The following is an 18166-nucleotide window of genomic DNA, read 5'->3' on the forward strand; positions in this document are numbered from 1 at the left end:
TCGCCGTCGTTTACCGCGCCGCCGTCATCCTCAACGCCGTCATCGCCTGGACCCGGCAATTGTCAGACACACCCTAGACGCGGACGGCGCCCCCGAACGCGGCGCGCAGGCGCTCCCGCAGCGCGGGGTCGTGTACGTAGACGTACGTGCCCCGCATGCCGCGCGTCATCAGCACGACGTAGATGTTGACGATGAAGTCGCGCAGGTCATCGTCGCTGGGGGCGACGCCGAGCATCCGGTTCGCTTCCTTGCCTTTCGCGTCGAAGTAGCGCGAACGGTCGGCACGCACCGTTTCCGTAACCGGATCCCAGGTGAGCTCGGGGCCGATGATGACGCCGGCGTAGTTGAGGTCGTACCCCTGGACGGTGTGGATCGAGCCGACCTCGTCGACAGACCCCGGCGAGTTGATCCAGTCGACGACCCGCGAGTTCCAGCGCATCGCGAGCCCGCCAACCTCGATGTCGAACGCCGCCTTGTCACCCTTCGACCGCCACGGATACCCGTACCCGCCGAGCATGCGCGCGAGGCCGGACTCGGCGTCGCGCCGGGCGATCGCCTCCCGCATCGCGACAGGAGAGTCGAAGAAGCGGAAGTCGTAGTCGCCGAGGTCGATGGACCGGACAGATCCCCCGAGCGCGTCGCGCACCCACCCGACGTAGTCCACGCCCGCCTTCACGCGCATCTGCGTCATGAGGTGGTGCCAGTGGCCAGATCCGCGCGCCTGCTCGCGCAGGTCGCGCTGCGTGTCCTGGTCGATATCCGCCGGCCGCACGCTCTGCGCGCTGTCCATGAGGAAGATCTGGTGCGTGCTCTGCGCGCGGATCCAGTCGACCTGCGTATACGCATAATCGTCGGCGCCGAACAGGCGCTCGTTGATGAGCCGGTAGTCCCGGTTGCGCACGCCCGAGGACTGGTTCGACCGGCGCGTGAGGCGGTGCGTCTCGTCGACCACGAGCAGGTCGTACGGCTCGTCGCTCTCGCCGACCTCGAACGGCGTCAGCACCATGTCGGCGCTGAGCCCCGGCGTCCGCGCAAAGACCCGGCGCACCGACTTCCGCAGCGACTGCTGCGGGATGACGAACCCGATCCGCAGTCCGCGCGCGAGCTCCGGATACCCGCGCAAAAAGTAGTCGGCGAACACGGAGTCACCCTCGAACGCGTCCGCGTCGTCGGCCGCGCCGATGTCGCGGAGGAGCTTGAGAAGGTAGATCGCGACCACGGTCTTGCCGGTGCCCGGCCCGCCCTGGACCACCGACATGCTGGGCGTCGCAGCCGCGAGGTCGGTGAAGAGCGCCTCGAGGATGCCGTCGACCGCCGCGAGCTGATCCGGGCTCAGCGCCTTGAAGGGCGAGAGCTTGAACAGGTCGCTGTTCTCGATGTCGCCCCGCGACCGCGTGAAGATGCCCTCGGCACGTAGCGCCTCGAAGATCTCGTCGAACGTCTCGCGGTACCGGGCGCGATCGAAGTAGTCGGCGTCGGTGACGCCGTCGTTGCGGTTGCGCACCTGACGGGATCCGTCGCCGCCGAGGTAGCGGATGAGGTGCGACTCGAGGTCGAGGCAGGCCGACTTGTTGAACTCGTCGCCGAGCACGATCCGTGCCTGCGTCATGGTGCGGTTGCGCGAGGCAGGATCGCGGTGCTGCCGCAGCCGCTTGGCGGCGTTGATCGTCTCGCCGACGTAGACGGAGGACGTGTCGTTCAGGACGTAGACGACCGGCCAGTTCGTGAACTGCTCCCCCGCGGCGGCAAGCGCCCGAACATCCTGATCCGTGAACGGGCGCCGTTCGAGACTAAAGCTCGTCATACTTCGCGCTCCGGCCGCGGGCCTTGTCGACGGGGTACTTGGCGCGCGTTGTCGCGAGCTTCGCGCGGATCAGTTCTAGCGGATCCGCACCGATCCGGTCCGCGAGGAGCAGGCAGTACGTCAGGACATCCGCGAGCTCACTGCGCACGCCATCGAGGTCGGCTGGCTCGCCCCACTGGAACTCTTCGAGAAGCTCGCCCGCTTCGATCGCGACGGACTTCGCGAGGTTCTCGGGGGCGTGAAACTGCGCCCAGTCCCGCTCGGCAACGAACGCGCGGAGCTCGCTCTGCACTTCCTCGACCGACATGCGCGCCAGCCTAGCGCGGGCCTACGACACGGCCGGAACGACCTCTTGCGCGGGGACCCGCACCTCAATCGTCACCCACTGCTTCTGCATCGGCCACTGCTCGCGTCAGCGCCATTTGGGAGGTCGGGTGTACGTGGTCGCGCCGACGGTGAAGGTCTCGGGCAGAAGAGCCTGGCGGATCTTGTCGCGACCGATCGGCGACGACGCGGGCATCAGCTGCTTGAGCTCGCTCGAGAACCGCTTGGGTGGGAAGGCTGCGCCGATGAACATGTGCGGGCGGAACTGTTTGGCCGCCCTGACCGCGGGCGCAAGATCACTGTCGGCGCTGATGATCAGTGCCGAGTCCATCGCGTTCATCGCGGCGTCGCCGACAAGCGCAACGGCGATGTTGACGTCGGTCTCCTTCTCCTCGTGGACCGTACGCGTTGCGCGACAGGTGAAGCACGTCACGGTCTTCGCTTGATATCGGCCCTGCGTGACGCTGAAGACGTGCGGGTGACGCGCGGCGACGGCTGCCTGATGGTAGGCCTGACGACTGGCCGCGCCCCCATCGCCCAACACGGGCGCGGTGAAGTACTTCACCGCGACGATATGGCTACGCGGACGCAGGCTCTGCGCGAGGGCAACGAAGTCAATCCAGAGCGTCGAGCGCCCGAACTTGTCGTGCATGCCGTGATAGAAATTGAAGCCGTCGATGTAGACGATGAGCCGCTCGTGCGGCGGTTCAGGCACGGGTGAGGCTGACACCAGATAACTCCAAATCGTTGCGCGAGGTGGTCATCTTCCTACCAGCGATCGTGTGTATAGTGTGGTTACACCCCGCCCGGTTGTTCATCCCAACCGTGGCCCGACGCCCTCCCTCGTGGAGGGCGTCTTTGTGTCTAAACGCGCGAGGTCCCCGCACCGTTTCGCTGAGCGCCGTCACCAGCGACAGTCGCCATCACTCCTCGCCCCAGTGCCCGGGGAACCACTCGTGCTGCTCCACGGTGCATACGTAGACAGGCTCGTTGTCGACCAGCGTCGCCATGACTCCCGACCGGTCGACCTTGAAGCGTCCCCCGCCCGGGCGCACCTCCCGCATGATGTCGCGGACTATGCCGGCCTGAGTGGAGCCGATGGTGCTGACGAGCGAGCGACTGCTATCGAGCGGATAGATGTGGCCCTGCGTGTCGAGCTGGTACGAGATGCCGTCGGCCCACGCCACGGCCGCGGCGGCGGTCCACTGACCGCGACGATCGTCGGCCTCGACATAGTCTCGCGCAGTACTCTCAGCCCGTGGCCTCTCCGGGGCGGATCGCGGGCGGCTCGCTGTCTCAGGCGACGGCGGCTCAGACACGGTCGGTACCGCAGCAGACTCGCCGCCACGGGCATGCGCGGCCACATACGCCTCCTGGATCTCCTTGGAGATGCGGCCGCGGTCTCCGATCGAGAAGCCGTTGGCGCGAGCCCACTCGCGCATCCCCGCTACACTCGTCGGCTTCGCCGCGGTTCGCGGCTCAGCCTCTTCAGCCCCGGTTGCCAACGAGCGGCCCGGCGTCTTCCGCACGGCTGTGCCGGGCGAAGTACGGCGAAGCTCGTCAGGCGCGACCAGGGTGTCCCGTGTCTGAGCACCCAGCGCCCCCGGACCATCAACCGGTGCCGTCTCGTCAGCCTCAGGAGACTCGGAATGCGCCACAGCCGTGGCGACCGGCGCAACCGCCTCGGCGCGCGCCGCGTCCTGGAGCGCCTGAAGGCGCTCCGCGTCGGCCCTCTCCTTCCGGACCCGCGCGAGGTCTTCAGACTCCGCCGCTCGGGCCTTCATCTCCTCGAGCCGCGCCCAGAGCGGCTTCATGGCCTCTTCGGGGTCGAGATAGTACTTGGACGCGCGGATCCGCCAGAACGTCCACCCCAGGCGCTCGAGGACGCGCTGGCGCCGCACGTCCTCGTCCCACTTGTCGGGGCCGTGGAACGAGTCGCCGTCGCATTCGACGGCGAGCCGCTCCCCGGCCGCGACGCGCACGACGAAGTCGATACGGTAGCTGCCCACACGGTGCTGCGCCTCCACGTCGTACCCGCGCTCGAGCATCTGCTTGAGGACATCGCGCTCGAACTTGGATTCCGTCAGCTCGTAGACGCTCTTCGCCTGCTCTCGGCGCCCGTAGCTCTGCGCGTATTCGATCATCGCGCGGCGCTGGTCCTCATGGTTGAGGGTGGCCGGATCCATGCTGTGGAAGACCCAGAGTTGGTCCTGGGCGCGCGAGGCGGCGACGTTGGCCCACTGTGAGTAGCGGGGGCTCGTCGCGGCGAAGGAGGCGTCGTGCGCGACCATCGAGACGAACATGACGTTTCGCTCGTCGCCCTGGAAGAGCGGAGGGTTCCCGACGCGCAGCCGGCGGTTTTCGAACTCCTCGTCGCCGATCTCTTCGCGGACGAGGTCCTGGATAATCTGGGCCTGCGGGCCGCTCATCATGGTGACGACGCCGAAGGTCAGGCCGTCGTACGAGGGATCGCGCGTGCATTCCGCCACCTGCGCGGCGATCGCCTTCGCCTCGTCGACGTTGACGCGGCTCGAGCCTTGGACCACCGAGACGGCCTCCTCGACGCGCACAGCTCGGAGCGGCTCGCCGATCTGCGGGACGCCGACCTCCCGCAGCGGGAGAATCGCGTTGTTGTAGTACCGATTGGAGAACCCGATGATCTCCGGCACGCATCGGAAATGCTCCTTCAGCGCGATCGTCGAGGGGAATGCGCGGCCGGATATCGAGTAGAGCGAGTCGTCGAGCGTGAGGAGCCGCGCCTCCGGTATGCCCTTCAAGTGCTGGTCCTGGAGTGCGGCGATCTTGTCCGTCGGGATCCCGACCCGCTCAGGGGTGGTCTGCTTGTCGTCGCCGACGACCACAGTTTTCTTTCCGAGCGCGAGTACCCCGAGGGAAAGCAGGTCGCATTGCGAGGACTCGTCGACGACCACGACGTCGAACAGGTCGGAGACGCGCGGATCGAAGTTCTCCATGACGCGGTAGATCGGCATGATCCAGATCGGAACGGCGCCCATCGCCGCGGGCAGCGCCTCGCGCGCGGCTGCCTGGAACCGCGGCGCGTTCTTGCCCGTGCCCTTGCCAACCCGCTTGACGGCCGTCAACCAGGTCTCGAGGGCACGACGCTGGCGATCTTTGAAGTTCTTCTTGAGTTGGACCCGCGCTGATCGGCTCGCGAGATCGACGATCGCGCGACGCAGCTCCGCCCCGTCGTTGTGCGACCGCTCCATGAGCGACTCGACGTCGGTCTCGGCGTGGAGCGACAGGATCCAGGCACGCGCCTGGGCGCACGCCCACGCGAGCGGGAGGCTCGCGGGGTCTCCCAGCACCGCCTCGTCACCGCGCGACTCAACGATCGCTCGCGCCCACACCGGCGCCCCGCCCTTGGCGAGTCGTTCTCGGATCTCCTCCGAGCGGAGCACGCGAGCCCGCACGGCCTGGAGACGTCGCGACTCCTCCTCCACCTCCGCCCACGTGTCCGCGCGCGCGAGGTCCAAGGCCGAGCGCAGCCGCGGCCACAGGGGCGATGCCTTCTTGCCGCGCCCGCTGCGGGCGATGCGGTCCTTCAGGACAACGAGCTCGCCGCTCAGCTCGCGTTCCTCGAGCCGCGCCGCCGCGCCGTCAAGGAGCTCCGCGGCGCTCTCGAGCGTCTCGGGGTGCCTGGCGGCATCGTGCGCCGTCACGAATGTCTGGATACGCGTCGCGAGGGTCGGGTAGGTCTCGGCCCACCAGTGCGCAACCGCGTCAACGCGCGCGGCGAGCTGATCCGCCGCGAAGAGGAACGACCCGTCGAGCGGCGGCACCGGGATCTGGGACGGGGCATACGCCTGGGTCATGAGGACGTGCACCTCGCGCGTCGCCACACGCAAGTGAACCTGAATGCGCACGAAGTCGATCTGCGCGGGGGTAGTGACCGGGAATCCATCGACCGTGACCTGCGAACTGAATTCCTTCAGCTCCTTGCCCGCGAACATGCCGAGCTTCTTGCCCGCGCTGATCCGCGCGCCCCAGGTCTCCAGCCAGGGCAGCTGTTCCGCAGGGTTTCCCTCCGGAACCACCACCACGTGGCCGGCGAGCTGGCCCGCGAGATGAAGGGCCTCGGAGAGCTTCTGCCGGGTCTGGGGGTTGTGCTGCCGTACCCACCCGACGGCAGGGTCTCCGCTACGGATCGCCGCCGCGAACCGGTCTTCCCAGTCGCCCGACAAGCTCCGCAGGAGCGCCGCCATCTCGCGAAACCACGTGGCGTGCTCGCGGATCGATTCCAGCGTGACGTCATCGAGCGCCTCGACGCGCAGGCCACGGTCCTCGAGCGACGTCACCTTCGATCGCAGTTCTTCCAGGCGCGCGAATCGGTGTTCCAGGTCCGCGGCGGTGGGCAACCATTCCGCGTCCGGGAGCGTAAGCACCGACGCCTCCGCGTCGTCCGCCGAGACAGACCTCAGGATCTCGGCCATCTCCGCGAGCTCGTCGGACGAGATCGGCAGTTCCGCGTCGGGTTGCACGCGGTCGTCGATCACGTCGAGCGCGGCATGCCCCGCGAGCCACTGGGAAACCTCCGCCGCGCGGGCGGGGCCGGACGGCAGCGGGTATTCGCGCTGCTCGCTCTGCAGCGCGAGCACGAGCGCCGCGTCGGTGCGTGCGATGGACTCGCGCAGCGCATCCACTTTGGCGCCCAGTTCGGTGATGCGCTTGCTCTCGCGCGAGACATCGATCGCGGACAGTGAGTCCTGCATCGACTGCGCGGCGCTGCGCAGGTCTTCCATGGCCGTCGGCGTCGAGCCGAGCACGGCGATCGAGAGGTCTCGCAGCCGGGGCGGAATCTTCTCCCGCAGCACGGACAGCGCCTGCTCCTTCTCGGCTGTGACGAGGACCCGCTTCCCCTGCGCGACGAGGTGGGAGACGAGGTTCACGATCGTGTGGGATTTGCCCGTGCCGGGAGGCCCCTGCACGGTGACGCCCCGGGAGGTGGCGAGCTGGCCGGCGATACGCACCTGCTCCGCGTTGGCGGGGAGCGGCATGAGGAGACGATCGGCCGTGCCGTCGTTCGCGGTCACGGGCTGGCCGAGCGCGCGCAGCGCGTCGTCGACGCGGTCGCGATCGGCGACGACCGATGCGAGCCCTTCCGGCAAGAACTGCTCGTCTCGGATCTTGTGAGCGAGCTCGTCGTAGAAGCGTTCCTGGCGCATCGGGCGCTTCCTGACGAACAGGGCCCACCCGTCATTGATCTGCGGGGCCTTCGTCGGATCGACAGGGTCGTACGAATCGACCAGGGTGGCGTCGATGCCGAGCGGGGCGCTGATCCGCTCGCGTACGGCCAGGCGCTCGTCGCTGTTCCACGGGTCGGGCGGAGACTCCCGCAACAATGCCTGGAGCGCGACCAGACCGTCGAGGCCGGGGACATTGGCGCCCTCGACGCCATCGAGCTCGAGCTCCACGGCCTGCTCCGGAACGACCCGGATCGTGGCGTCCTTCGGATCGACCTGGACGATGACGCGCGCCGTGAGCATCGGCGTCACGATGGAAGTCGTGCCATCGCGCATCGAGAGGACAACGTGGCCCCACACGACCTCGTGTGTTGCCGCCTCGGCCTCGGCCGTCAGGTGGAGGGCGTAAAGCGCGGAGTAGAGGTCACGGGCCGCGAAGACGGGCCGGCTGCGTTCGGACCACGGCACCCACGTCGTCGTCAGCCACGCGTCGAATGCCGCCCGAAGCTCGCCGGTCAGTCTCTCTCGGAGAGCCTCACTCGAATCGCTGCCTTCCTCATCGACGTTGGAATCCGGAGCCGCGTCGCCATCGGGATCGGCATCGACATCCGCTTCGACTTCGACTTCGACTTCGACTTCGACTTCAGCATCAGCATCAGCATCAGCATCAGCATCAGCATCAGCATCAGCATCAGCATCAGCATCAGCATCAGCATCAGGCGATTGCGCGAGCGCGGCCTCAATCTGCTCCTCGACGCGTCGTTCGACCGCATCGCCGTCAAGCTGCGGCGTGTAGGCGATGTTCTTGAGCGCTTCCGTTGGCTTAATGAGGCCGGACAGCTCAGACGGCACCTCCGCCGGGTCCGGCGCAGGGATGCGCGCGATCGAGAGCCACTCGGGGCGGTCTTCGCCCGGGCCAATCTTCACCGACGGGTGCTGAGGTACGGCCGAGGGGAGGATCAGAGACGTCCGGCGACGAACATCGCGGACGGGCTTCGGCCCGATCTCCCGCGAGACTGCGGACAAGTATTCGAGAAGGTCATAGCTCTGCTCGAGGACGGATTTCCCCGTATCGCGTTTATTTGCCTCGAGCACTGCTTGCTTCCTTTCCCGCGCCAATCAGTCGACCCTGACGGTCTACATAGATTTGGTACGGCGATCACACCGCCTCAAACCTGAAGTGTGCGCCAGCCTAGCGCGGGCCTACGACACCGCCGGAACGACCTCCTGCGCCGCGATCACGGTGTTGAAGCCGCCGTAGTGCCGCAGATCCTCGTGCGAGTGGATCCCGGTGTACTGCAACGAGGCGTCCTCGTACCGACGGAACGCGAAGATGGCCTGATTCATGTGCGTCGCGTTGAACACCCCGAGGCCGACGAGCAGGTCAAAGTCCTCGATCGTCAGGCCCGTGACGGTCCGGAACAGCTCGGGCTCGAGCTTGCGGATTACGTCGGTCAGCGTGTGTTCGCGGTAGTCGGTGAGATACATGAACGCCGGGATCCGCGTCGCGAATTTCACCAGCTTTTCCTGGATCTGCTTGCGCTTGGACTTGTACTCCTTCTCCTCCTCGGAGAGCTGCTTCTTCTCCGGCTTGTCGAGGTCGTCGCCCTTTTCCTTCTTCGCCTTCTGCACCGCCTCGCTCTTGTTGACGACGGTCTCGAACACGCTGTCGCCGAGCGCGCGGAACCCCTCGATGTTCATGATGGCGGCCATCGCTGCCGGGTCGTCCATGATCTTCTTGAGCGTGAGGTTGTCGACGTTGACGAGGGTCGCCGACTCCCAGCGCCGCGCCAACAGGGTCGCCGAGGTGCCGGACATCGCGATGTCCAGAATCTGCGCCGCGTCGACCGGGGTCATGTCGGATCCGTCATACGCGAGCACGGGGAGGAAGCTAACGAGCTCGGCCACCGCGTGCTCGGGGTTCGGCGTCTTCGGCGCGAGCCCCTGACCGTATTCGGAGATCTGCCGAAGGGCACGCGTCGGGGCGAAATCGAAGACGAAACTGACGGGTTTGAGAATCGCCTCCTCGTTCGGATCGTCGCCGTTCGGGTTGCGGATTACCCACGGCGACTGGACCCGGAAGGCGGCCTGGAAGTACGTCTCCGGCGCGGAGAGGTTGCGCAGCATGAGGATCGACGACCACTGCGGAACGGTGACACCGGTGGTCAGCTTGCCGACCGTGAGCGTGATCGTCTTGGTCTCGTGCCCACTACCGATCGCGTCCCGCACCGGCGGCAACGCGTCGAGCCCGACCCCGGTGCCCGGCCCGGAGACGTTCACGACCGCATAGTCGTGCCAGAACACGTTGTGCTTCTCTGCGAGGAGGTTCTCCATCGCGGAACACGAGGACTTGCGGGGCAGCATCCAGATCGAGTGCTGGAGGTACGGGAGCAGGCGCGTGTCGGAGTACGGCAGCGGCGGCTTCGTGCCCGCCTTCATCGCGTCGACCTGCGTCGGAAGATGCGCCCCGCGAATGATGTCGAGCCACTTCTGCACCTCATCCTTATGCACGAACTCGGCATCCGCCCCGTCGCCCGTCGCCTCGAAGAACGTGTTGAGGTCGAACTCATCGAACTCGCCCTGCGTCGCGATCGCGAGGAGCTCCTCGGGCATCTTGTAGGTCAGCAGTCGCATCTCGGGAAGCGCCGCATACGGATTCTTCTCGCCGGGATGGGCGTCCGCAAAAGCCGCCTTCGCACGCTGCTCGTCGCTGTAGGTCCAGTTGAAGATTTGCTCCTCGATGAAGCGCCCCTCCTTCAGGACCTTGAAGGGGGTGCCCGAGAGGTACAGGTAGGCGTTCGCGCGAATCGGTACGAAGGCGTCAGGATCATCACCCAGTTCCTCGGCGTGCTCCGCGAATGCGTCCTGGTCTTTGTCCGTCTTCGCTTCCGCCTTCGCGGTCTGCTCGTCCTCGCCCTCGAAGAGCTCCTTCGCCGCGTCCCGCCACGCGCCGAAGTGATACTCGTCAAAGACGACGAGGTCCCACGCGACGTCCGTGAGCCACTGGTGCTTCGCCTTGAAGTTGCCCGCCGCATCGCGACCCATGAGGTCCTGGAAGGACCCGAAGAAGACGAGAGGTTGCTCGGGGTCGACCTGTCCCGGATCCCCTCCCGTCGCCCGTGAGACGTACTGCCACCCCTCGAAGTCGACATGCGACTGCAGGTCCGATCGCCACGCGTCCTCGACGGCCGGTTTGAACGTGATGACGAGCACCCGCTTCGCCTGGAGCTTCTTCGCCAGCTGGTAGGTCGCGAACGTCTTCCCGAATCGCATCTTCGCGTTCCAGAGAAACTCGGGCACCGCGTCCGCGTCCTGCGCCCAGATGGACTGAAAGTACGCGTATGCCTCGTCGACCGCGTCCTGCTGTTCCTGACGCATAGAGAAGGTGGCGTAATGCGACCCGGCCGCCGGTTTCCCCTGCCGAAGCTCGGTGATCGCGGCCTGCACATCCTCGACGGAGCAGCGCATCCACTCGAGCTCGGTGTTGACGAAGCCCTTCTGCTTGAGGCGCGCGCGCACCTCGTGGTCGGTGATCCGCGAGCCGTCCTCGCGGTCGGCGGACTCGTCCAGCACGATCGTGAAGTTCTTGATCGCCGCCGTCTTCAGCTGCTGCCCGACGCGCGCTTTCACTTCCTGAATCGTCTCGCCGACCTTGAGAAGGCCCTCGTGGGCCGCGTCGTGAATTGCGTAGGCGTAGAGACGAGGGCGGGCGTATGGCTTCTCGGGGAGGAGGTTGTCCGCGGCGTTAGGCATCCGGGATCTCCATCGGGCGGACCATGCTCTCCATATAATGTCGCTCTTCGGTAGTCAGCCCGTAACGCTCGGCTAGCGAATCGTCTGTCCACGATTGGTCCATGGGCAGATTTGGAACGAAATTGAAACCTGCCCGCGTAATACTCTGGTTAGCAGCTCGAAGCGTAAGAAGGAATCTCACGAATCGCGTGCGGAGATACTCGCACATCCTGATCGCTTCCACCTCATCGTCGAACACGTTTACGATCGGATATGCTTCCGTCGTAATTGTCCCTGGTGGAATCACGCGAATCGTGCTTAAGCCGTAGTACTTGCCATCCTTGTCTGGGCGCCCCCCGGCTGGAGCAGCGCGACTTACGCTCGCTTTCCATTTATCAATCCACGCACTATTCATTGACACCGCTGAGCGAGCGACAAAACCTTCGCCAGCACTGCTAATCAATTGAATGGGGTCAGGGATGCCTTCCGTCGAAGTCTCTCCACGAGCCGTTGTGGCAAAGCCGAAGGCTTTGCGCCCAGACATTTTGGATCCCAAAGATTTAGATACTTCTGGACCGTCGGGCCAAACTCGCTTGAGAATTGAAACGGCCGCCGCGTGTCGAACAAATACATCGAACTCGTCGAGCGATCTTTCGATAGGTCCGACACGCTTGCCGCGGATGTCAGTTGTAACCGAACACGATCCATGCGAGTCGCGATCCCAAAGAAAGTATGAAACCCCACCGGCTATATCTACCCCCGGAAATGCCTCATCGGAATCCATGAAGTCAACTAGCGTTCGAATTCGATCATCATGAAGCATCTCTGCACGAAACTCGTCTAGCCCCTTACCTCCAGCCATCCAGCGCGATGGGGTGATCATCGTGACAAATCGTGGGTCAAGAGCTTTAGCCGCACGTATGAAGAAGTGGTAGATCGGTGCGGCACTCTTCCCAGCCCCTCCGTCATCGAGCTGGTAAGGCGGGTTCCCGATAATCACGTCGAACTGCATTTCTTCCCCAAACAGCTCCGCGATTCGAGCCTTGATGTCGTCGGTGTGGATGAACGCGTAGGCGTGCGTTTCGAGCTCGTCGCCGCGGCCGTAGGCGTCCTCCTGGGCGCCGCAGTAGCGGCAACGGCGGCCGACGATCACGGCGTTGCCTTCCGCGTCGAGGAGGTCCTGCTTCTTCTTGCCGCCCGTCCAGGTGTGCTCGGTCCGTTCGAACCAGACGTTGCCCCAGTGGCGCTCGAACGACCCCGCGATCGAGTGCTCGCCCGACGCGTCCTTCGAGCAGTACAGGCTGCGACGGGCGAGGAGCGCCGTGATCTCGGTGATCCCGATTCCGTAGACCTGCTTCGTAAGAATGTGGTCGACGCGGTCTTCGAGGACCGGGATCTCGTCGGCCAGCCCCTCCGACAGCCGGCGGGTGATCTCCCGGAGGAAGACGCCTGATTTCGTGAACGGATCCAAGAAGGTCACGGTCGAGTCGGCCCAGATGCTCGCTCCGTCGTGCGCCGCAGCCCAGGACTCCTCGAGGGTGTCGAGCATGCGGTTGGCGAGCTCGGGCGGCGTGAACACCTCGTCGTTCGACAGGTTCGCGATACAGGTGAGGACGTCGGGGTTGTGCGTGCGAAAACCGGAGAGGACGGCCGGCTCCAGGGCCTGCGCGCTCATGCGGCAATCTCCGCAACCGTCATCGCGGGGTAGGTCCGCTCGGGTGTGAAGATGTCGTGCTCGTCGAAGCCCTGGAAGAGAGTTCCCTGGAAAGACGACCGCTGCGTGAGGTTGTCGTACGCGAAGTCGCGGCGCTGGAAGCGGCCGCGCCCGAGATACCCCCACTCGGGGAAGACGATCGGCGCGCCGGTCGCCGTCGTCATCTTCAGCGCGTCACCCTGCACGATGTTCGCAGCCAGGACGGCATCGGCCGCACGAATCCATTCGTCGGGCGCATCGGATTTCAGAAACCGGGCGAAAGTACCCGACAAGTTTTCGCGACACTCGCGTGCGTTGTCTTCGAGGAGTTCAATGCCATAGACGCACATCAGGGCGTAAAGCGCATAATGGCGCCGCTCAAACACGCTCGCGCCGTGCCGCCGCTCGACGGCGACGAGCTTGCGCTCCAGGATCGGGACGAGGAAGTTCCCCGACCCGCACGCCGGCTCAAGGAACCGGGAGTCGATGCGCTCCGTCTCCGACTGGACGAGATTGAGCATGTCCTCGACGAGCCACCTCGGGGTGAACACCTCCCCGTGATCGGCCACACGCTGCCGCGACTTGACCAGCTTCTCCGCGCTCACCGGGATCCCCTCATCCTGTACACGGTCGACAGTGTACTAGTGCGCGGGTTTATACACCCTGGCGCATACGACCGCGTACACGCACGCTGTTTCTATGCCCCGGGTTCCGTCATCTGCCGCCGCGCACGTCGGCGCCAAGATCGCGGAATTCCGTAAGCGGAATGTGATGACGCAGGACCAGCTGGCGGTGGCCAGCCGGATCGACTCGTCAAACATCCGCAGCTACGAATCCGGGCGGGCGATGATGAACGTCCACTCCCTCGTGCGCATCGCGGAGGCGCTCGGCGTCGAGCCCGGCGAGATCCTCGACGGCGTCACCGCCGAGATGTTCGACGCCCCGCGGCCGTCCGTGGGCTTCTCCGCCTGACCCTCGGATCCGCCCGCCCGCAACATCCCGTAACGCGCCGGAATAGCCCCGGGGATCCGCCCGTTGGGCCCCGTCGTGCCCGCGCGCAGGTCGCGCCGGCGCACGCACCATCACCGACCGGGAGAACCATGAGCACCACCACCCCGCGGGAGACGGCGACGAAGAAGCGACCCTTCTACGCCTCGTTCGGCTTCCAGATCATCGCCGCGCTCGTCCTCGGCATCGCCCTCGGGCTCGTCGCCCGCCAGACCGGCGCGAGCGCGGAGAACCCGACGCCGCTGTCCGACACCCTCGGCACGATCGGATCCTCGTACGTCACGATCCTGCGCGCGGCCGTCGTGCCGCTCGTGTTCACGGCGATCGTCGCGAGCATCTCGAACCTGCGCCGCGTGCAGAACGCCGCGCGCCTGGCCGGCCAGACGCTGCTGTGGTTCGCGATCTCCGCGTTCATCGCCGTCATGATCGGCATCGCGCTCGGCCTCATCATCCGCCCGGGCGACCGCGCGGGCACGGGCCTCGAGGAGGGCGCCCCCTCCTCCGTCGGCTCCTGGTGGAACTTCCTCCTCGGGCTCGTGCCGCAGAACTTCCTCGGCCTCGGCGTGAGCGGATCCGTCGACGAGACAGGCGCGTTCAGCGGATCCGTCACCTTCAACATCCTGCAGATCATCGTCGTCTCGGTCGTGGTGGGCCTCGCGGCGCTGCGCGCGGGCCGCAAGGCCGAGCCGTTCCTCGCGTTCACCGAGTCGCTGCTGAAGGTCATCCAGCGCGTCGTGTGGTGGATCATCCGCGTCGCCCCGATCGGCACGCTCGGCCTCATCGGCAACGCCGTCGTGCAGTACGGCTGGGAGCGCCTCACGTCGCTCGTGTGGTTCACGGTCGCGATCTACATCGGCCTCGCGCTCGTCCTCTTCGTCGTTTACCCGCTGCTCGCGAAGGCCAACGGGCTCTCCATCAAGCAGTTCTTCACGGGCGTGTGGCCCGTGACGCAGTTCGGATTCGTCAGCCGCTCCTCCCTCGGCACGCTGCCCCTGACGCAGCGCGTCGCGGAGCGCAGCTTCGGCGTCCCGCGCGAGTACGCCTCGTTCGCCGTGCCGTTCGGATCCACCACCAAGATGGACGGCTGCGCCGCCATCTACCCGGCCATCGCCGCGATCTTCGTCGCGCAGTTCTTCGGCATCGAGATGACCTTCATCCAGTACGCGCTCATCGTGCTCGTCTCGGTCGTCGGATCCGCCGCCACCGCCGGCACGACCGGCGCGACCGTCATGCTCACGCTGACGCTGTCGACCGTCGGCCTGCCGCTCGAGGGCGTCGGCCTGCTCCTCGCGATCGACCCGATCCTCGACATGGGCCGCACCGCCGTCAACGTCAGCGGCCAGGCCCTCATCCCGGCGATCGTCGCCAAGCGCGAGGGGATCCTCGACATGGACCTCTACAACGCGCCCCGGAACGGCCTGCCGTTCTCGGAGGAGGACGACGACGCCGAGGAGTCCGTGGAGACCGCCGGCGCGACCCGGTAAGGGTTTCGCGTGGAGGGGGCCGGAGCCTTGGGGTCCGGCCCCCTTGGCGTGCGGGGGTGCGGTTGCGCCCCCCGACGACCCCTACCCCGCCTACCCTGGCCGCATGCCTTCTTCCTCGCCGACCACCCTCATCACCGGCGCCAGCGCGGGCCTCGGCGCGGAGTTCGCCGCGCAGCTCGCCGCGCGCGGGCACGACCTCGTGCTCGTCGCCCGGCGCGAGGAGCGCCTGCGGGAGCTCGCCGATCGCCTCGCCGCCGACCACGGCGTCCTCGTGGAGACGATCGCCGCCGACCTCGCCTCAGACGGTGCGGCACGGCGCCTCCACGCCGAGACGGCATCCCGCGGGATCCACGTCACGGGCCTCGTGAACAACGCCGGGTTCGGCCTGAAGGGCGCCCTCGCCGACGAGGATCCGACCCGCCTCGACGCCATGATCCACCTCAACGTCGCCACCCTCACGGCGCTGACCCGCGCCTACCTGCCGGACATCCTCGCCGCGGGCGGGATCCTCGTGAACGTCGCGAGCACCGCGGCCTACCAGCCCTGCCCGAGCATGGCCGCCTACGGCGCGACGAAGGCGTACGTGCTGAGCTTCACGGAGGCGATCGCGCACGAGGCCCGCGGATCCGGGGCGCGGATCCTCGCCATCAGCCCCGGCGCCACCCGCACCGAGTTCTTCGACGAGGTGGGCACAGAAGCGATGGCCTTCGGCCGCTTCCAGTCTTCCCGCCAGGTCGTCGCACACACCCTCCGCGCCCTCGACGCGCGCTCGCGCCCCGCGAGCGTCGTCTCCGGCCGCCTGAACGCGCTCACCGCCGCGATCGCCCAGCGTGTCCCCCGCCGACTGGCCCTCGCCGCGAGCGGCCGCGCGCTGCGCTGAGGGGCGCGCGGCCAGGTCGCGCAAATGCAGCTCATGCCCGCGGGGAAGGTGCATACGGGCGATCCGAGCGCGGGACCGCGCAGCCGGGTCGCGCAAATGCACGCTCAAGCTCGCGGGAAGGTGCATATGCGCGACGCGAGCGCGGCGAGGCCACCGCGCCCCCTCCGCGCCGGCCTACCCCGCGCGGGCGTCGTCACCTCGGGCGGATCCGCGGGCGTCGAGGGCGAGTTCCTCGGCGTCGACGGCGCGCAGGAGCTCGCGCATGACCTCCTCGCTGAGGCGGCCCGCGCGGCACTCCTCCAGGAGCACGCGGCGGCGTACCTCGAGCCACCCCTTCGACAGCGCGGTGAGCTCGCGGCCGATCGCGCCGCGGCGGGCGAGGGCCGCCTCGTCCTCCACGAGATCGCGCTGGCGCTCGGCGCGATCGCTCTCCTTCTCCAGCCGCAGCAGCATGCGCGAGTACTTCTTGAATATGGCGTCGCCGTCGGATCCGTGCGCGTCGAGCCATGACTGCTGCCGGCGGCGGAGATACTCGATGCCGGCCGCGTTGCTCAGCCGGCGCACGCGCGTGATGGCGCGCTCGTCGGATGCGCGTTCGTCCTCGCTCGAGACGCCGAGGCCGCGGATCAGCGCGGGCAGCGTCAGACCCTGGAGGAGCAGGGTCCCGACCGTGACCGCGAAGGCCACCGTCACGAGCACCTCGACCTGGCCGGACGGCATGCCGCCGTCCGTGAGCTCCGGGAGCGCGAGCGCCATCGCGAGGGTCACGACGCCGCGCATCCCGGCCCACGAGATGACCGCCCGATCCTGCCAGCTGAGGCGGGGTTCGAGGATCCGATTCTGCACGAGCGCCGACGCGCTGGCGCCGCCGCGGCGTTGGGCCTTCGCCCGCGCGGCGCGCACGGGCTTCGCCCCGCGGCTGCGCGGATCCCTCTGGAACGCCTCGACGGCGTGCTTCCAGCGCACGAGGCGCGCGCCCTGCAGCCACTGCCCCCACGCGTACGCGCCGAAGACGAAGAGGGGGCGCACGACGAGCACGGTCCCCAGCACGGCGAGCGCGAGGAGCACGGTGGTGGATCCGTGCGAGGATCCCACCTCCGCGATGACGGTGGGCAGCTGGAGGCCGATGTAGGCGAAGACGAAGGCCTCGAGAAGGAAGTCCATCGAGGCCCAGACGGGGCCGTCCTGCATGCGCGTCGCGTAGGGGGCGCGCGGCGCCTGGTAGCCGACGAAGAGGCCCATCGCGACGACCGCGAGCACGCCGGATCCACCGAGGTGCTCGGCGATCGCGTACACGCCGAAGGGAAGCAGCAGGCCCACGCTGCCGGTGACGACCGGGTCGTCCACGTGCATGCGCAGGGCGTGCAGTCCCGTGCCCGCGACGAGCCCCACCGCGACGCCGACGACGACCGCGAGGGCGAAGCCGCCGAGCCCGTCCCACAGCGTGACCGTCGCCCCCGCGACGATCGCCGCGAACACGCGCACGAGCGTCAGGGAGGTGGCGTCGTTGATGAGGCTCTCGCCGCTGATGACCGTCATGACCCGGCGCGGCAGGCCCAGCTTTCGCCCGATCGCGGCGGCGGAGACAGCGTCGGGCGGGCCGACGATCGCGCCGAGGAGGAGCGCGCCCGCGATCCCGAGCTCGGGCATCATGAGCCACGCGACGAGGCCAACCGCCGCCGCGGTCACGGCGACGAGCCCCACCCCGAGGCGCCGCACATGGGGCGCCGCCTGCCGGAAGCTGAGGAAGGACGCGTCGAGCGACGCCGAGTACAGCAGGGGCGGCAGGACAAGGGCGAGCAGGACATCGCCGTCGAGCGTGAGGTCGGGCACGATCGGCAACAGCGACGCGGCGAGCGCGACGCCCGTCACGAGCAGCGGCGCGGGCCAGCCTCGCCACTTCGCGAACGATGCGACCGCGCTCGCGCACACGAGGACGACGAAGAGCTCAGCCATCATGGGAAAAGGCTAGGCCGCGCCCGCCGCGACCCGGCGCAGGCGCTCCCAGCAACATCACAAAACGATAACTATGGTGGAGAC

The 18166-nt window shown here is 67.3% G+C and carries 11 protein-coding genes; 3 read left to right on the forward strand and 8 right to left on the reverse strand.

All coding sequences use genetic code 11. From position 1 onward, the window contains the following. Positions 1–73 precede the first annotated feature (73 nt). From GJQ66_RS08510 to GJQ66_RS08540, 7 genes are all read right to left on the reverse strand, one after another. Complete coding sequence (locus tag GJQ66_RS08510) at positions 74–1804, reverse strand: DUF2075 domain-containing protein (RefSeq protein ID WP_155048917.1); 1731 nt, start codon at positions 1802–1804, stop codon at positions 74–76. Continuing rightward, on the reverse strand, positions 1791–2111 hold the full coding sequence (locus tag GJQ66_RS08515) for a nucleotide pyrophosphohydrolase (protein ID WP_155048918.1): 321 nt from the start codon (positions 2109–2111) through the stop codon (positions 1791–1793). The genes GJQ66_RS08510 and GJQ66_RS08515 overlap by 14 nt, the downstream gene beginning before the upstream one ends. Before the next feature lie 105 nt (positions 2112–2216). Then, positions 2217–2843, reverse strand: coding sequence for an NYN domain-containing protein (locus tag GJQ66_RS08520; protein ID WP_368732820.1), 627 nt, complete (start codon positions 2841–2843; stop codon positions 2217–2219). A gap of 208 nt (positions 2844–3051) precedes the next feature. After that, complete coding sequence (locus GJQ66_RS08525; protein ID WP_155048919.1) at positions 3052–8256, reverse strand: histone-like nucleoid-structuring protein Lsr2; 5205 nt, start codon at positions 8254–8256, stop codon at positions 3052–3054. A gap of 276 nt (positions 8257–8532) precedes the next feature. Then, positions 8533–11082, reverse strand: coding sequence for a GIY-YIG nuclease family protein (locus GJQ66_RS08530; protein ID WP_155048920.1), 2550 nt, complete (start codon positions 11080–11082; stop codon positions 8533–8535). Beyond that, positions 11075–12736, reverse strand: coding sequence for an Eco57I restriction-modification methylase domain-containing protein (locus tag GJQ66_RS08535; RefSeq protein ID WP_155048921.1), 1662 nt, complete (start codon positions 12734–12736; stop codon positions 11075–11077). Before GJQ66_RS08535 ends, GJQ66_RS08530 begins: the two co-directional genes overlap by 8 nt. Next, positions 12733–13359: an N-6 DNA methylase gene (locus tag GJQ66_RS08540; RefSeq protein ID WP_368732821.1), complete on the reverse strand. Its 627-nt coding sequence runs from the start codon at positions 13357–13359 to the stop codon at positions 12733–12735. The genes GJQ66_RS08535 and GJQ66_RS08540 overlap by 4 nt, the downstream gene beginning before the upstream one ends. 94 nt (positions 13360–13453) lie before the next feature. Between GJQ66_RS08540 and GJQ66_RS08545 the strand changes: the two genes are divergently transcribed. From GJQ66_RS08545 to GJQ66_RS08555, 3 genes are all read left to right on the forward strand, one after another. Beyond that, positions 13454–13726, forward strand: coding sequence for a helix-turn-helix domain-containing protein (locus tag GJQ66_RS08545; RefSeq protein ID WP_155048922.1), 273 nt, complete (start codon positions 13454–13456; stop codon positions 13724–13726). Between the two features lie 128 nt (positions 13727–13854). Beyond that, positions 13855–15246 carry a dicarboxylate/amino acid:cation symporter gene (locus GJQ66_RS08550; RefSeq protein ID WP_155048923.1) on the forward strand — a complete coding sequence of 464 codons (1392 nt, stop codon included), beginning with the start codon at positions 13855–13857 and terminating at the stop codon, positions 15244–15246. 103 nt (positions 15247–15349) lie between these two features. Continuing rightward, the gene (locus GJQ66_RS08555; RefSeq protein WP_155048924.1) at positions 15350–16126 is read left to right on the forward strand and encodes an SDR family oxidoreductase; all 777 of its coding nucleotides are present in this window, start codon (positions 15350–15352) and stop codon (positions 16124–16126) included. A 174-nt stretch (positions 16127–16300) separates the two neighbouring features. Here the strand turns inward: GJQ66_RS08555 and GJQ66_RS08560 are convergent, their stop codons facing one another. Further along, positions 16301–18085 carry a sodium:proton antiporter gene (locus GJQ66_RS08560; RefSeq protein WP_155048925.1) on the reverse strand — a complete coding sequence of 595 codons (1785 nt, stop codon included), beginning with the start codon at positions 18083–18085 and terminating at the stop codon, positions 16301–16303. Positions 18086–18166: the final 81 nt, after the last annotated feature.

This window comes from Microbacterium sp. ZXX196, from assembly GCF_009709595.1.
Taxonomy (GTDB): domain Bacteria; phylum Actinomycetota; class Actinomycetes; order Actinomycetales; family Microbacteriaceae; genus Microbacterium; species Microbacterium excoecariae.

Coding starts and splice junctions, on each gene's coding strand:
- GJQ66_RS08545 (WP_155048922.1), top strand. CDS start 13,454: ATGCCCCGGGTTCCGTCATCTGCCGCCGCGCACGTCGGCGCCAAGATC.
- GJQ66_RS08510 (WP_155048917.1), bottom strand. CDS start 1,804: ATGACGAGCTTTAGTCTCGAACGGCGCCCGTTCACGGATCAGGATGTT.
- GJQ66_RS08560 (WP_155048925.1), bottom strand. CDS start 18,085: ATGATGGCTGAGCTCTTCGTCGTCCTCGTGTGCGCGAGCGCGGTCGCA.
- GJQ66_RS08535 (WP_155048921.1), bottom strand. CDS start 12,736: ATGAGCGCGCAGGCCCTGGAGCCGGCCGTCCTCTCCGGTTTTCGCACG.
- GJQ66_RS08515 (WP_155048918.1), bottom strand. CDS start 2,111: ATGTCGGTCGAGGAAGTGCAGAGCGAGCTCCGCGCGTTCGTTGCCGAG.
- GJQ66_RS08555 (WP_155048924.1), top strand. CDS start 15,350: ATGCCTTCTTCCTCGCCGACCACCCTCATCACCGGCGCCAGCGCGGGC.
- GJQ66_RS08550 (WP_155048923.1), top strand. CDS start 13,855: ATGAGCACCACCACCCCGCGGGAGACGGCGACGAAGAAGCGACCCTTC.
- GJQ66_RS08530 (WP_155048920.1), bottom strand. CDS start 11,082: ATGCCTAACGCCGCGGACAACCTCCTCCCCGAGAAGCCATACGCCCGC.